Annotated in this window: 13 protein-coding genes and 4 tRNA genes; 15 read left to right on the plus strand and 2 right to left on the minus strand. The window is 24.7% G+C overall.

Annotated features, from left to right (window positions below; genetic code table 11):
- Window positions 1-354 precede the first annotated feature (354 nt).
- The 6 genes from PSOL_RS00440 to PSOL_RS00465 all read left to right on the plus strand — a co-directional run bounded on the left by PSOL_RS00440 (window position 355) and on the right by PSOL_RS00465 (window position 3643).
- Window positions 355-2040, plus strand: a complete 1686-nt coding sequence (locus PSOL_RS00440) for a ribonuclease J (RefSeq protein ID WP_349402006.1) — start codon at window positions 355-357, stop codon at window positions 2038-2040.
- A 161-nt stretch (window positions 2041-2201) separates the two neighbouring features.
- Window positions 2202-3059: a DegV family protein gene (locus PSOL_RS00445; protein WP_349402007.1), complete on the plus strand. Its 858-nt coding sequence runs from the start codon at window positions 2202-2204 to the stop codon at window positions 3057-3059.
- A 244-nt stretch (window positions 3060-3303) separates the two neighbouring features.
- Window positions 3304-3379 (plus strand) — tRNA-Glu (locus tag PSOL_RS00450).
- A 7-nt stretch (window positions 3380-3386) separates the two neighbouring features.
- Window positions 3387-3463 (plus strand) — tRNA-Arg (locus tag PSOL_RS00455).
- A 22-nt stretch (window positions 3464-3485) separates the two neighbouring features.
- A tRNA-Pro gene (locus PSOL_RS00460) sits at window positions 3486-3562 on the plus strand.
- Window positions 3563-3568: 6 nt separating this feature from the next.
- Window positions 3569-3643: transfer RNA gene (locus tag PSOL_RS00465), tRNA-Gly, on the plus strand.
- A gap of 95 nt (window positions 3644-3738) precedes the next feature.
- On the opposite strand, the gene PSOL_RS00470 is transcribed toward PSOL_RS00465, so the two are convergent.
- Window positions 3739-4515: an HAD-IIB family hydrolase gene (locus PSOL_RS00470; protein WP_349402008.1), complete on the minus strand. Its 777-nt coding sequence runs from the start codon at window positions 4513-4515 to the stop codon at window positions 3739-3741.
- 174 nt (window positions 4516-4689) lie between these two features.
- Between PSOL_RS00470 and PSOL_RS00475 the strand changes: the two genes are divergently transcribed.
- The 9 genes from PSOL_RS00475 (at window position 4690) to PSOL_RS00510 (ending at window position 13830) form a co-directional block, all read left to right on the plus strand.
- Complete coding sequence (locus tag PSOL_RS00475) at window positions 4690-6381, plus strand: ribonuclease J (RefSeq protein WP_349402009.1); 1692 nt, start codon at window positions 4690-4692, stop codon at window positions 6379-6381.
- Between the two features lie 400 nt (window positions 6382-6781).
- Entirely contained in the window at window positions 6782-7228 is a 447-nt protein-coding gene (gene spx / locus PSOL_RS00480) for a transcriptional regulator Spx (RefSeq protein WP_349402010.1), read from the plus strand.
- Window positions 7229-7475: 247 nt separating this feature from the next.
- Entirely contained in the window at window positions 7476-8060 is a 585-nt protein-coding gene (gene pduL, locus PSOL_RS00485) for a phosphate propanoyltransferase (RefSeq protein WP_349402011.1), read from the plus strand.
- Window positions 8061-8142: 82 nt separating this feature from the next.
- Window positions 8143-8343 (plus strand): DnaB-like helicase C-terminal domain-containing protein, encoded by a 201-nt coding sequence (locus PSOL_RS03405; RefSeq protein ID WP_350340399.1) that lies wholly within the window; start codon window positions 8143-8145, stop codon window positions 8341-8343.
- Window positions 8344-8666: 323 nt separating this feature from the next.
- Window positions 8667-8852: a DnaB-like helicase C-terminal domain-containing protein gene (locus PSOL_RS00490; RefSeq protein WP_349402208.1), complete on the plus strand. Its 186-nt coding sequence runs from the start codon at window positions 8667-8669 to the stop codon at window positions 8850-8852.
- 342 nt (window positions 8853-9194) lie between these two features.
- Window positions 9195-10469, plus strand: a complete 1275-nt coding sequence (locus tag PSOL_RS00495) for an HD domain-containing protein (RefSeq protein ID WP_349402012.1) — start codon at window positions 9195-9197, stop codon at window positions 10467-10469.
- Between the two features lie 12 nt (window positions 10470-10481).
- Entirely contained in the window at window positions 10482-11306 is an 825-nt protein-coding gene (rsmA, locus tag PSOL_RS00500; protein ID WP_349402013.1) for a 16S rRNA (adenine(1518)-N(6)/adenine(1519)-N(6))-dimethyltransferase RsmA, read from the plus strand.
- A gap of 160 nt (window positions 11307-11466) precedes the next feature.
- Window positions 11467-11748, plus strand: coding sequence for a septation regulator SpoVG (gene spoVG / locus PSOL_RS00505; RefSeq protein ID WP_349402014.1), 282 nt, complete (start codon window positions 11467-11469; stop codon window positions 11746-11748).
- Window positions 11749-11871: 123 nt separating this feature from the next.
- The gene (locus PSOL_RS00510) at window positions 11872-13830 is read left to right on the plus strand and encodes a heavy metal translocating P-type ATPase (protein WP_349402015.1); all 1959 of its coding nucleotides are present in this window, start codon (window positions 11872-11874) and stop codon (window positions 13828-13830) included.
- Between the two features lie 681 nt (window positions 13831-14511).
- On the opposite strand, the gene glyA is transcribed toward PSOL_RS00510, so the two are convergent.
- Window positions 14512-15759: a serine hydroxymethyltransferase gene (glyA, locus tag PSOL_RS00515; RefSeq protein WP_349402016.1), complete on the minus strand. Its 1248-nt coding sequence runs from the start codon at window positions 15757-15759 to the stop codon at window positions 14512-14514.
- Window positions 15760-15817: the final 58 nt, after the last annotated feature.

Below are 15817 nucleotides of genomic sequence, written 5' to 3' on the forward strand. Positions count from 1 at the left end.
TATAAAAATTAGAAAAATGTTTTATTTTAATAAAATTTTAATAAAATAAAAAATAACTGTAAATAATAATCATTGAATTTAACTCGCGATCAAATTTAACATAAATGATATTTTTTCAAATAATATCCACAATTTTTAAAGGTTTGTTATTTTAATTAATGATGCTGATGTTTTTGAAATTTTATAAGTACGTATTTTTTTATTTTTTTCATCATCATTAGTTGGATTTTTTTATTGATTATTTTCTTACTTTAAAATTTACTTTTTTTAAATATTTGTTTTTGAATAAAAAATAAATAATTTTTGTAAACAATAAAAAAAATAAAAGTACAAATAATAATCTGGAGGTTACAAGTGAGCAACATTAAATTTTTTGCTTTAGGTGGTTTAGGTGAAAATGGTAAAAATTTTTATCTATTGCAAATTAATGAATCTTGTTTTATTATTGATGCTGGTTTAAAATATCCTGGCGTTTCTTTGTATGGGATAGATTCAATGATAGCAGATTACCATAAATTAGAAAGTATAAAAGATCAAATTAAAGGTATTTTTTTATCCTCTGCTTTTGAAACTCACTTAGGAGCTTTACCATATCTTATTAAAGATTTTAATTTACCCATTTATACTTCTTATTTTACCATGGAAGTCTTAAAAGTACATTTCGAAAATCATCAAATTAATTATCAAAATTTGAAATTAAACGTTATTAAACCTGATGAAGTACTTAATTTTGAAGATGTTGAAGTTTCTTTTTTTAGTACATCTCAATCTATACCAGAAACATTAGGTATTTCTTTTAAAACTGAAAGAGGAGCTATTGTTTATACTGGTGAATTAAAATCTTTAGAATCACAAAATCAATTTTTTCAAACTAATTTTACTCAATTAACCAAAATAGCTCAACAAAAAGTTTTAGCTTTTTTGCCAGCCTCACAAGGGGCTTTTAATTATTCTTATGATGATAACCAAAATAATTTTGATCACAAACTTAGTAATTATTTTATTAATTACACTTTAAAACCACAAGGAATTGTTGTTGTGGCTTCTTTAACTCCTGATTTGTTAAAAATACAAAAAGCAATTGATTTAGCTTGTAAATTAAATTTAAAAGTAGCTATTTTAGGGAATCAAAATGAAAAAATTATTGACGTGGCTTTAAAAAAAGATTTTTTAAAAATTCCTCCTTCCAATTTAGTCAAATTAAATACTTTTGAAGAACACACAAAACACAATCAATTAGTAGTTTTTCTTTTTGGAAAACATTTCGAAACTTTACAACGTTTGCAACAAATGGCAAACAAAGCAGATTCCAAAATTCATTTAACTCCTCAAGATTTACTTTTATTAATATCTCAAGAAATAGTAGGAATTACAAAGATGCAATCCCAAACTTTAGATATTTTATCACGCCATAACATTAAAACTCATCTTTTAATTAAAGATTTGTTAACCTCTGAAAACAATTATGAACAAAATTTCAAAATAATGTTGAATTTATTAAAACCCCATTATATTATTCCTGTCATCGGAGAATATCGCCACCAACATCAAGTCAAAAAAATAGCTCAAAAAACAGGTTTTAAAATTTCTCAAATATTTTTATTAGAAAACGGATCAGTTTGGCATTGTATTTCAAACAAAGAACCTTTTGTTGAACACAAAACTATTTTTTTAGGTGAAATTTTAATTGATGGAACACCTGTAGCGGATGGAAAAGATTTTATTATGAAAGACCGTGAACTTTTAGCTGCTGACGGAGTTGTGATTTTAGTTGCTAATGTTAACACCAAATATAAAAAAATCATTGGAGAACCGCAAATAGTTAGTAAAGGATTTTTAGGACAAACAGAAACTAATGATGTTTTTTCTAAATTAAAAGATGTTTTTTATGAAAAAAGTGCTTTTTTTTTGAAAAAAAAATATCTTAAATGGAATGATTTTAAAAAACACATTAGAGAATCTATAGTTAAATTTTTATTTAAAGAAACCAAAAAAAGACCAATTGTCATTCCTATTTTTATAAGTGTGAGAAATGAATAAAACGAAAAAAATAAGAAAAAAAGATTACACTTTGACAAAAACAGATAATTTATTATTTGTAAATTCAAAATAAGCTAATTATAATTTTAAAATATTGGATTTTTATTTATATTTTTGTTTTTATAATAATTATTTTATTAGCCAAATAAAAGGAGAATAATATGAAAATAAAAGTTGCTACAACTTCTACTAGTTGTCTTGATTATTATTCACACAATTATGATATTGATATTATTAGAATTAAAATCTTAATTGAAGATGTTGAATATCTTGATGGTGATACCATGAAATACGAACAATTTTATCAAATGTTTCAAAAAAATCCTGATTTTTTACCCAAAACTTCACAAATATCAGTTGGAGAAATGGTAGTTTATTTTAAAAAATTAATATCTCAAGGTTATAAAAAAGTTTTTATTACAACTTTATCTTCTGTTTTAAGTGGCACTTATAATGCTATTATTCAAGCTCAAAAAATGGTCGCTGATAAAATCGAAGTCTATTGTTATGATACCCAGACTGTTGGTTTTTGTGAAGGTTATTTTTCTCTACAAGCTTATCAATTATTTCAAAAAGGATATTCTTTAAAGGAAGTTATCGAAATTTTAGATTTAATTAAAAATAATAATACTATTTTTTTTATGACAGAAAAACTAACTCAATTAATCAAAAATGGTAGGCTTACTGGAACTAAAAGTTTTTTTGGTCGCCTTTTAGGTGTTAAATCTATTTTACAAGTGCAATCAACTGGCAAAATTGCTCTTATTAAAAAAACTCTTAGCACTTATAAAGCTTTTTTATTTATTGTTGAAAAAATGAAAAATTATACTCAGGGTCAAAACTATCAAGCACATTTAATTTTTTCTGGCTATCCCAAATTAAAAGATGATTTTAAAAAAGTGTTAGAAACAAAATTAGGTTTAAAAGATTTGCTAGAAATACCTTTGACTCCTGTGATTGGCTGTCATATTGGCAATAGTGCTGTTGGCATAGGGATTATTAAAAAAATAAATTCATGATTATTTCTCTTAATATTTTTAAATATATGTTTTAAATTTTTAAAAATCAAATGAAATCCATATATAATATTATTATTAACATTATGAAAAAATAAATCTTTTTACCTTGACTTTTATCATAAATCTTGATAAAATTTAGAAGTAATCTATTTTAATTAATTAATAATTATTTTGTTTTAATGATTCCTAAAGAAATTATTTTACTTATTATCTTTTTTAAAAATATATAATGAGTATAAAAATAGGCCCGTTGGAGAAACGGTTAACTCACATGCCTTTCACGCATGCATTCACGGGTTCAAATCCCGTACGGGTCACCAAATTAAAGCACCCATAGCTCAATTGGATAGAGCATTTGACTACGGATCAGAAGGTTAGGGGTTCGAATCCTCTTGGGTGTGCCATTAAAACAAAATAATTTTATGACGGGAAGTAGCTTAGCTTGGCATAGCGCCTGGTTTGGGACCAGGAGGTCGCGGGTTCAAATCCTGCCTTCCCGACCATTGTAAGCGGGCGTCGTATAATGGCTATTACCTTAGCCTTCCAAGCTAAAGACGTGGGTTCGATTCCCATCGCCCGCTCCAAATAATTATATTAATTTAATAAAAAAAAGTCAAACTAATTTATTTTAAATTAAATAGTTTGACTTTTTTTTATTAATAAATAAGTGTTTTAAATTTTAAATTAATCTTGCTTGCTCAAAAAATTCATAGATACGGTCTTCATCGATATGAGGACTAATAAAATTAGCGATTTTTTTCAATTTTTCTAATTTAGTGTTTCCCATAGTAATAGCAATATCTGCTAATTTTAACATTTCAAAATCATTTGGACCATCGCCTATACAAATTAATTGATGATTTGGATATAGCTTTTTAATTTTCTTAATGCCGTATGATTTATCAATTTTTTGATACATTATATCGACATAACCACATTCCCAAAAATAAGCTTTTAATTCTTTCATTTGAGCTAAAAAATTTTTAATTTTTAATTTTTGAAAATCTTTTTGGTACAACAAAGATATTTGATATATTTTATTTCGCAAATAAAAATCTTTTGTTAAAGTGATTGGACTTGCATTTTTAAAATCATTAACTTGTTTGTAATTGTTAAATGTAAAACCTTGTTCAAAACCAAAAAAATTCATTAAAATTTCAGATTTTGCAATTTCTTTTTGTACTGCTAATATAATTTCTTTAGTAAAACAAACTTCATTAATAATTTTATCACCAATCATAGTTAAAGCCCCATTAGATAACACCCAATACTTAAATAAATGTCTTATATCTTCTAAAACATCTAATCTTCCATAATTTCTTCCGGTGGCGATTCCTAATACTACATCAGGATTTTTTGATAACTGTTTAATTAATTTTTTGGTTTGATCTGGAATAGCTTTTTTTGCGTAACTTCTTAAAGTATTATCAATATCAAAAAAAATTAATTTTTTCATAAAATATTATCACCTATTTTCTTTAAATTATATAATTTTTTCATTTTTTATTTATAAAAGTTATATTATGAATAATTAATTATAATTATCGCTTATATTATACTATAATATAGGTAGTAATAATTGTCAAAATACGATTTTGATATGTTATTTCGAACAAAGGAGAATTTTTTTATGTATAATGTGACCTCAAATATAGATTCAACCAATTTAAATGTTTCTTTTTTTGCCTTGGGAGGTCTTGGTGAAGTTGGCAAAAATATGTATGTTTTTGAAATAGGAAAAGAAATTTTTATTGTTGATTCGGGTGTTTTATTTTCGGATAATTTTTTATTAGGGGTTAATTATGTTATTCCTGATTATCAGTATTTAAGAGAAAATGAAACAAGAATTGTAGGACTTTTTATTACTCACGGTCATGAAGATCATATCGGAGGAATTCCTTATTTATTAAAAAAAGTTTGTATTCCTAAAATTTTTGTTTCAGGGATTGCTTATCATTTGTTAGAGCATAAGTTATTAGAACACAAAGACATTGGCATTTTGCCTCCAATGGAAAATTATAATGCTGATTCTTGTTATCATTTTAAAAATGCTTCCATTTCTTTTATCAGACTTAATCACTCTATTCCTGATACTTTTGGTATTGTTATCAAAACCCAATATGGTAATATTTTTTACACTGGTGATTTTAAAATAGATTATACTCCTGTAGGGCCTGAAGCTGAATATGATAAATTAATTAAAATTAAGCAAGAAGGAGTTTTATGTTTGCTTTCTGATTCTACTAACTCTGAACAAGAAGGGGCAGTGAAATCAGAAAGTACCATTGGCAATTCCATTAATGAATTATTTGTCAAAATTTTTGATAGAATCATTATAGTTACTTTTGCTTCTAATTTTTATCGTATTAAACAAATTATAGAAGCTACTATTTTAACTAAAAGAAAAATTGCTATTTTTGGCCGTAGCATGGAAAAAGCTTTAGAAATCGGGCAAAAAAACGGTTATTTAAACATTCCCGAAGGAACTTTAATTCCTAGTCATAATATTTATAAATATCGCGACATAATTTTATTATGTACAGGTTCGCAAGGTGAACCACTCGCAGTTTTGAGTAGAATTGCTAATAACAGCCACAGACAAATTAAACTTAATTCTAAAGATACTATTATTTTTTCTTCTTCACCTATTCCTGGAAACCAAGAAAACATTAACAAAATTTTAGATCTTCTTTTAAAAAAAAATGTTAACGTTATCACCCATGGACCTTTAATCAACACTCATGTATCGGGTCATGGCAATCAAAATGAACTCAAATTAATGTTAACTTTTATTAAACCTAAATATTTTATTCCTGTACATGGGGAGCGTCGCATGTTAATAACTCACAAAAGTTTAGCGATAGAATGTAATATTCCAGAAGAAAATATTTTTGTTTTGGATAACGGTCAAATAGTTTCTTTATCCCCTGATAAAGCCCATATCACAAACACAACTATCCCTGCAGAAAATATTTTTATTGATGCTTCAGGAATCAATGATCTGGGTAATTCTATTTTAAAAGAACGTCGTCTTTTAAGTGAAGAAGGTTTATTTTCGGTTGTTATGAGTATAGATTTAAAAAGAAAAAAAGTCCTTAGTTTACCGACAATTGTGTCTCGTGGATTTATTTATATGAAAAGTAATCAAGAATTGATTCAACAAATTTCTTATGATGTTAAAAATAGTGTTGAAAAAGCTATTAGAAAAAATAAAATAGAAAAAGAAGTTTTAAACAAAATCATCATTGATTATCTTTCTGCTAAAATATACGAAATTACCTTTAGAAAGCCCATTATTATTCCTATTATTTTAATTATATAAAAAAAACATTTTACAAAACTCAATCATTTTTCATCTAGTTTATCAATACCATTTTTTTATTATAAAAATATATTTGTTTTAACAATAAATAAACATTTTTTTAAAAAAATGGTATTTTTTTATTATACATTTCTTAACTACTTCTAAACAATCAAAAAAAAGATTAATTTTTAAAAATTATTTTTTTAAATCAAAAAAACTAAATTATGTACTTATTTACAATTTATTCTTTTAAATTATTAACGATTAAAATTATTATCAAAATTTAAATTTTTAATTAATTATTGATATTTGCAAAATAAAAAAAATATAATTTCTTTTAATATAATGAATTCATTAAAGATAATTCTTTTAATAATTCTTCATTATTTTATACAAAAAAAGGTTTAAATAAATAATTATGGTAGTTATTTACACTAGTTTTAGTTGTTCGTCTTCTCGAAAAGCTAAAAAATGGTTAACACAACATAGAGTACAATTTATAAAATATAATTTATTTAGTAATAGGTTTCACCAAAAAGATCTAGATTTAATTTTAAAAAATTGTATTAATGGTTTTGATGACATCATTTCTAAACGTTCTAAAATTTTTAAAGAAGGTAATATAGAACTTGAAAATATGAATACAACATTAATGAAAAGCATGATTATGGAAAATCGAGGGATTTTAAAAAGTCCTATTATTATCGAGGATCAAAAAATTCAAATAGGATATAATGAAGAAGGAATTCGTATTTTTCTCCCAAAAAAAATACGTGATTATTTCCTACAAAACAATATTACCTTTTGTAAAGATAATAAAAAATATGAAGTTTTATTGCAAAACTTTTTTAAATTCAACAAATAAAAATTAACTTTAAAAAATAATAATTATAAAATTGGCTCATTTTAATAAAGATTTACTTAAGAAAATAATTTAAAACATTTTATACTATTTTTTTAAAATAGTTTTTTAAAATATAAAACTAATTATTTTTTTGACACTCATTTTATTATTTTTATTTTGTGAGATAAGAAAAGCTGAAATATTTATTTCCAAAGATAATTAATGTTATAATAAAATTGTAATATAAAAATTAAATGGAGGCAAAAAGATGTTTATAATACCAGTTGGAATTTCTGGAAGACATGTTCATTTATCACAAAAAACTTTAGATGTTTTATTTGGGGGAAAAAATTTTCAATTAACCTTTTTTAAACATTTAAAACAAACAGGACAATTTGCAGCACAAGAAAAAATCGATATTTTAAGTCCAACAGGTAAAATACTTTCCCAAGTGCGCATTTTAGGACCAGTGCGTTCCTTAGATCAAGTAGAAATTAGTCAAAGCGATGCTTTAAGACATGGATTTAATGCTCCCGTTAGAGAATCAGGTGATATTAAAGATTCAGAAAGAGCTACTTTAATAGGCCCCAAAGGACAAGTTGATATTAAAGAAGGGGTGATTATTGCTAATAGACACATTCATTTGTCTACCCAAGATGCCAAAGATTTTGGATTGGAAGATAAACAAATAGTTAATATTAAAATTAAAGGAATTAAATCTGGTACGTTAGAAGGGGTTTTATGTCGGGTTCATCCTGATTTTAAGTTGGAGTGTCATTTAGATACTGATGATGCTAGTGCTTTTTTATTAAAAAGTGGCGATCAAGTAACTTTAATTAAAAAAAACTACTAATCCTTTTGTTTTACCTAAAAACCTCTCAAAAGATCTTTTAAGAAAAACTATTTTAAACCAAGAAAAAACAAATTTATTAGGAATTGATGCTGGTTTTAGTCAATTAAACTCAGCTAGTCTTGATTTTCAATCTGGTAATTTAATAATATTAGCAGCTCGTCCAGGAATGAGTAAAAGTACACTTATGATAAACTTAGCAATTAATATTACTAAAAAATCTAAAATTGTTGCCATATTTAGTTTAGGGACGACAAACAACCAATTCACTTTTAAAATGTTATAGTGCTGTATCGCAAGTAGATTTAAGAAAAATCCAATTAAGTACAGTATCAAAAAACGAAAAAATTAAAGTAACAGTTGCGAGCGATAAAATAGAGATAACTTAGATTTATTTTTAGATGATAAAACCACTTATCAAATTAACGAAATTAAATCTAAATGTAGTTCTTTAAAAAAATAAATTAGGTCTTGATGTTGTTTTATTGATTATTAGCAAATTATTGCAAGATGAATCAAAGTTTAATCGCTATGAGTAAATTTCTAAAATCTCACGTGAGTTAAAAAAATTAGCAGGTGAACTAAACATTTGTATTGTGTGTTTAGCACATACTAAACCGAAACTTCGAACAAAGAGAAGACAAACGACCTAAATTATCTGATTTAAGAGATTCGGTTACTATAGAACAAGATGCGGATATAGTAATGTTTTTATATCCGGTCAAGTTTATGATAAAGATAACCCAAATAACCCCAAAACTGAGCTTATTATTGCTAAAAATCGAAAGAGATTGAATGCAGTTTGTCATTTTAATTTTTTATCAAATATTAAGTTGTTTCAAAAAGTAGACCAATCAATATCATTTTAGTTAAAAAGGATTAAAATAAAAACATTGAATTAAAAAAAATTTTTAATTAACTTTTATTTTTTTGCTGTTAAAAAAAATATTTCATTACAAATAATTTTACAAAGAAATATTTTTTTATTGAATGAAAGACGTTAATATATTTATTTGTGTCTTTCATTCAATAAAAACTTTATTAAGAAAGTTTTAAATATAAATACAAGGAGGAAAAGGATAAAGACAAAAAAATATTAAATAATCATAAAATTCATAAGATTATCCCAAAAAAATAATGAATCAAACACAAAATAATTATCCTAAATTTCTAAGATCTGAAGTTTTTCGTGATCCTATTTATGGTTATATTTACCTAGAATATCGCATAATTGAAACATTAATTAACACTTCTGCTTTTCAAAGGTTACGAAGAATTAAACAATTAAGTGGCGCTAACATTATTTTTCATAATGCTGAACATTCACGTTTTACGCACAGTTTAGGAGTTTATGAACTCGCAAGACGTTTTTTAAAAATTAAAAATCTTGCAATACATTTTTCTGAAAAAGAAAAATTACTTTTGTTAATTTCTGCTTTATTACATGATATTGGACATGGTGCATATTCTCATACTTTTGAAACAATATTTAATGTTAATCACGAAATACAAAGTGCTCGCATTATTAAAGAAGATCAAGAAATTGTTTTTGTGTTAGATCAAATTGAATCTAATTTTAAAGATGATGTAGCTAGTATCATTGAAAAAACCAATAAATTTCCTCTAATAGAACAAATTTTAAGTAGTCAAATTGATGTTGATAGGTTAGATTATTTAGAAAGAGATTCTTATTTTACTGGTGCTGTTTACGGTCATATTGATACAGAACGTTTAATGAGGAGTATGATTATCGAAGTTAACCCTAAAACACAACTAAAATGTGTTGCTTTTAGACAAAGCGGAGTTTTTGCTATTGAAAATTATTTAATCAACCGTTATCATATGTTTTGGCAAGTTTATTACCATCCAAAAGCAAGAGCATATATTGCTATTTTAGAAAAAATTTTTAAACGTCTTGAAGATTTATTACAACTCAATTTCTCTTTCGATTCTTATATCAATATTTTAGCTACTTTTCTTAAAGATAAAACAAATTTAAAAAATTATTTAGCAATTGATGATTATTATATTAATGGTTTGATTTTGCAATTAAAAGATAGTTCTGACGAGATTTTAAAAAATTTATGTCTTGATTTTTTAAATCGTTCTATTTGGAATATTTTAGATAACAACGAAGAAAACCAAGCAAAAATAATAAATATTAAAAATCAATACCAAACTCAAAATGAAAAATTTCTTGATTATTATACTTCTTTTAATACTGTAGATAAAAGAGCTTATTATGAAAATAACAAAATTTTTGGTGAAAATATTTTAATCCAATCCCACAACCAACTTAAGAATCTTAAAGAAGAATCACCTATTATTAAAAACTTGATTAAAAATAGTTTAAAAAGAGATAAGAAATTTTTTTATCGTCCTATTTCAAATCCAATGTTTAAGTTTGATTAAGGGAAAATTTTAATGAAACATCAAACTAAAAAAAAATATGGTCAAAATTTTTTAAAAGATAATAATTTATTAAAAAAAATTGTTGCCAAAGCAACTTTAAAAGATAAAAATGTTATAGAAATTGGCCCTGGAAAAGGGGCATTAACTCGGTTGATTATTAATGAAGCAAAACATCTTTTAGCTTATGAAATAGATCCTACTTTAAAACCTTTTTTAGTTTTTAATGAACCCAATATTAAAATCATTTATGATGATTTCTTAAAAAGAGATTTATTAAAAGATTTTCTTCTTTATTTTCCTATCAACCCTCAATTGAGCTTAATTAGTAATTTACCTTATTATATTACAACTCCAATTATTTTTAAAATAATTGAAACACCACAAATTAATGATGCAACCATTATGATTCAAAAAGAAGTAGGATTGCGTTTAATGGCTCAACCAAACAATAAAAATTATAATGCTTTATCTGTTATAATCCAATTTTTTTTTAATATTTACAAAATACAAGAAGTAAAAAGACATATGTTTTTTCCTCAACCTAAAGTTGATAGTTTTGTTTTAAAATTAGAAAAGAAAAAAGACCATGATGATTTTTCTTCTAGTTTTTGCCAGCAAAAATTTATCAAATTTGTTAAAGCCGCCTTTAAACAAAAAAGAAAAATTTTATTAAATAATTTATCAAACTCATTTTTGCTATCCAAAGAAAAAATTACTCTTTTTTTTGAACAACAAAAAATTTATATTAAAATTAGAGCTGAAGAAATAACACTAAAAGATTTTAAAAAAATAAGCATTCAATGGTTTGTTTTTTTAAAAAAACAAAAAAAAGAATAAATTAAATAATTGTATTAATAACTTTTTTATAAAAAAATTTATAATTATTATTAATTTATGTTAAAATAACTAGTAGTTTTAAGTATTTTATTTCTACTAAATTATTAAAAAAATAAAAACAATTTCAGAAAATAAATCAAAATATATGGAGGCTTAAGAAATGAACGTTACTGACGTAAAAATTAGAATAATTAATGGAGAAAGTAGATTAAGGGGGGTTGCTTCCATTACTTTTGATAATAGTTTTGTGGTTAATGATATTAGAATTATAGAAGGCGAAAAGGGAATATTTATTGCTATGCCAAGTAGAAAAACTTCGAAAGGTACTTTTAGAGATATTGCACACCCTGTCAACACAGAAACTCGTCAAATAATCGAAAATTTTATTAAAACAAAATATCAATATATCTTAGATAACCCAATCAAAGAAAAACATGAATAAGATAATTTTTAAAAGTTTTTAATTTGATTATTGTTCCTAAACATTATATTTTTTAGTTTTTATAATGATTTTACACATTCAAATATCAAAAATTACAAATAATCAATTGAAAGGTGTTATAATTTGAGTTGCTCTTGCCAATCTTTAATTCTCAACAAAAAAAAAACATATCAAAAACCATTAATTTGTTTTTGTATAGGTATCTTTTCATATTTAGCATTTTTATTTTTAAAAAAATTTGGGATAGTTGAAAAACAGTTGTTGTTGCCTATTTCTCTTATTATTTTATTTTTGCTAGGTTATCATGTTATTTTAGAAGGTGTTATAGAAACTTATAAAAATTCTAAACAAAATAAAAAATTTACCCCTAATATCGATATTTTAATGACTTTAGCAGCCTTAGGTTCTTTGTTTTTAAAAGATTATGATGAGGCTATCTTATTAATTTTAATTTTTTCTGGAGCTTCTTTTTTGGAGAAATACGTAGAAAATAAAAGTCAAAAAGAAATCAAAAATCTTTTACAATTACGTCCTTTAGAAGCTCGTTTATTGAAAGAAGATGGCATTACTGAAATTATTTCTTCTAACAATTTAAAAATAAAAGATTTACTTTTAATTTTGCAAGGAGATGCAATTCCTACAGATGGTATTATTGTGTCGGGAAACCCTTATATTGATGAATCTAACATCACAGGAGAAGCTATTCCTTGTGAAAAAAAACCTGGCGATTTAGTTTACGGAAGCACTATTAATGGTAACAATACTTTTGTTATGCGTGTACTAACCACTAATGAAAAAACTGTTTTTGCTCAAATTGTTAAATTAGTTACTCAAACTAATAATAATTTTTCAAAAACTGCTACTTTTATCAAAAAAATAGAACCCATTTATGTTAAAATTATTATGGTTATAGTGGCTTTAGTTTTAACTATAGGAGGAATAAATTACTTTTTTGACAGTAGGGATTTATCGTCGTTTAAAAAATTGTTTGTCTCAACAATGGTTTTTTTAACAGTTTCTTCTCCTTGTGCTTTAGCTGCTTCTGATATCCCTTCAACTCTAGCTGCAATTTCAAATTTAGCTAAAAAAGGAGTTTTATTCAAAAACGTTAAATCTTTAGAAATTATAGCAGATACAAAAGCTTTTGCTTGCGATAAAACAGGGACTTTAACAGAAGGAAAACCAGAAGTTACCGATGTTTACGTTGATCCTAATATTTCTCAAGAAAATTATGAGAATTATTTAGAAATATTATTGGGAATGGAACAAAAATCTAACCATCCTTTAGCTTCAGCTATTAACAATTATTTTAACCCAACTTCTTATTTACCATTAGAAATTACTAATTTAGTTGGTATTGGAATAGAAACTTTTTATCAAAATAATTATTATCGCATTTCTAAGGCTGTTATTGTGGAAACAGTTTCAAAAGATTTGGAAAACCAAACAAAAATATTTTTATCACAAGGCAAAACAGTTATTTATTTTAGTAGTAATAATCAAGTTATTATTGCTTTAGCTTTTTTAGATAAAGTTCGTTTGCAAGCTATCCACCTAATCGATTATTTCAATAAAAAAAATATTTATACTGCAGTTATTTCAGGAGATAATCATCAAAGTTCTCTCTTTTTAAAACAGCAACTTAATTTAAAAAAAGCTTGGGGCAATAATTTACCTGTGCAAAAAGTAAAAAAAATTCAAGAATTGCAAAAAAAATATGGAACAACAATCATGGTAGGAGATGGAGTCAATGATGCTCCAGCCTTGAGAGCTGCTAATATTGGTATTGCAATGCAAAATGGAACTGATGTTTCTATTGATGTTGCAGACGCTATTTTAATGAAAAATGATTTATCTAAAATTATTTACACTCATAAAATAGCTCTCAAATTAAACAAAATAATTTGGCAAAATATTATTTTTGCTATGAGTGTTGTTTTAATTCTTAATTTAATAAATTTGGTTAGACCAATTCCTTTGCCTTTGCCTTGGGCAGTTTTTTGTCATGAAGGAAGCACTTTGTTGGTTATTTTAAATGGTTTAAGACTTTTAAAAAGTGACAAGGATTTTATTAAAAATTAATCCACTTAAAAAATAGAGACCTTGAAAAAACTATGAACTTTCTATTTTTAATTTATTTTTTTGTAATTATACCTTAGTTTTATACGTTAAATTTTTTAATTTTTTGGTATTGTTTGTTTTAGTCAAAATTTTGTAAAAACATTAATTTTTAATTAATATTTTCTTATTATTATTTATTATAAAAAATAAAACAATAACATAAAAAAAAGACCCTAATTAATTAGGGTCTTTTTTTTATGTTATAAAGCACTTTGGATTATATTTTAAATTTTGTATAATCTTGTAATTATCAATGTTTAATTATCATATAAGACAATTTTATCCGTCTCTTATTTAGTTAACATTGGATCAATATATATTCCTTTTTCATCTTTTTATTTTTTATCAATTTTAAAAAAGTCTATAAAAAACCAATTAAAAAGTAAGTCTATTGTTTGGTTAAAATGTAAAAAATTTTAAAAAATAAAACAAGCTTACTTCTCCATTGCTTACTGATTTCATAGAAAATTTTTCTAATTTTTAAAAACAATTATTATATTTATATATCATAAAAAATAATTAATTAAAATATTTTAGCTTTATATAATTTTATTAAAAAAAATTTCAAAAGATTCTTTTTTTAATTTTGTAGGAATTAAAGTAAAATAACCTTCTTTTTTTTACTAATGCTTTTAATTTTTTTTAATAAAAGTCATTAACCAAATTTAGAACTTCTTTTTTGATTTTTTGCAAATAAATTTCATTATCCCTATTGTTGATTGCTTGATCAATTAAATCAGCTACTTTAATAAAATCTATTTCTTTGAAACCCCTTGTTGTCATAGCAGGTGTCCCTAATCTAATACCGCTAGTTAAAATTGGTTTTTCTTGGTCAAAAGGGATAGTGTTTTTATTGACAATTATATTTACTTTTTCTAAAATATTAGCTATTTGTTTTCCAGTAAAAGTGGAGTTTTTCTTTTTCAAATTAATTAAAAATAAGTGATTATCAGTTCCCTGACTAACAACATGATAACCTTTTTGTTGAAAAGCCCGAGAAAAAGCTTGAGCATTTTTAATCACTTGTTGTTGATATATCATAAATTCAGGGTTTAGAGCTTCCTGAAAAGCAACAGCTTTAGCTGCAATAATATGCATTAAAGGTCCACCTTGAATTCCTGGAAAAACTGATTTATTAATTTTTTTAATAATGTCTTCTTTATTTGTTAAAATCAAACCTCCTCTAGGACCTCGCAAGGTTTTGTGAGTAGTTGAAGTAACTACATCCGCTTGTGCTTCCAAAGGACAAGGATGCAGGCCGCAAGCAACTAAACCTGCAATATGAGCGATATCAGCCATTAAATAAGCATTAATTTCATTAGCAATAGTACGAAATTTTTTAAAATCAATATTTCTTGAATAAGCAGAATATCCTGTAATAATTAATTTTGGTTTAATTTCTAAAGCTATTTTTTTAATCTCATCGTAATCAAGCATTTCAGTTTCCTGATCTACGTTATAAAAATAAGAGTCATAATAACTACCTGAAAAACTTAATTTATGTCCATGAGTCAAATGTCCACCATCATTTAATGATAAACCCAAAATTTTATCATTCGGATGTAATAAAGCTTGTAAAACAGCCATATTAGCTTGAGATCCTGAGTGTGGTTGAACATTAGCATAATGAGCATTAAATAATTTTTTAGCTCTTGTGATTGCGATATTTTCAATATGGTCTATATGGTTACAACCATGATAATATCTTTTGTTAGGATAACCTTCAGCATATTTATTAGTTAAAATACTTCCTTGAGCTTCTAAAATAGCTTTTGAGACAAAATTTTCGGATGCAATCAACAATATATTTTCTTTTTGTCTTTCTTTTTCTTTTTCAATGAGTTCCAAGATTTCTTGATCTTGGTCCACTAAAGTTAATTTTGATTTCATGAAATAATACAATCTTTTTATTTTTTATATATTTAAATTCTTTTATATTTTTGATCCA

The organism is Candidatus Phytoplasma solani, assembly GCF_040126175.1.
GTDB lineage: Bacteria > Bacillota_I > Bacilli_A > Acholeplasmatales > Acholeplasmataceae > Phytoplasma > Phytoplasma solani_A.

Bases quoted from the DNA above. Each gene is read 5' to 3' on its own strand.
- PSOL_RS00445 (WP_349402007.1), top strand. From the start codon at position 2,202: ATGAAAATAAAAGTTGCTACAACTTCTACTAGTTGTCTTGATTATTAT.
- PSOL_RS00470 (WP_349402008.1), bottom strand. From the start codon at position 4,515: ATGAAAAAATTAATTTTTTTTGATATTGATAATACTTTAAGAAGTTAC.
- PSOL_RS00475 (WP_349402009.1), top strand. From the start codon at position 4,690: ATGTATAATGTGACCTCAAATATAGATTCAACCAATTTAAATGTTTCT.
- spx (WP_349402010.1), top strand. From the start codon at position 6,782: ATGGTAGTTATTTACACTAGTTTTAGTTGTTCGTCTTCTCGAAAAGCT.
- pduL (WP_349402011.1), top strand. From the start codon at position 7,476: ATGTTTATAATACCAGTTGGAATTTCTGGAAGACATGTTCATTTATCA.
- PSOL_RS00495 (WP_349402012.1), top strand. From the start codon at position 9,195: ATGAATCAAACACAAAATAATTATCCTAAATTTCTAAGATCTGAAGTT.
- rsmA (WP_349402013.1), top strand. From the start codon at position 10,482: ATGAAACATCAAACTAAAAAAAAATATGGTCAAAATTTTTTAAAAGAT.
- spoVG (WP_349402014.1), top strand. From the start codon at position 11,467: ATGAACGTTACTGACGTAAAAATTAGAATAATTAATGGAGAAAGTAGA.
- glyA (WP_349402016.1), bottom strand. From the start codon at position 15,759: ATGAAATCAAAATTAACTTTAGTGGACCAAGATCAAGAAATCTTGGAA.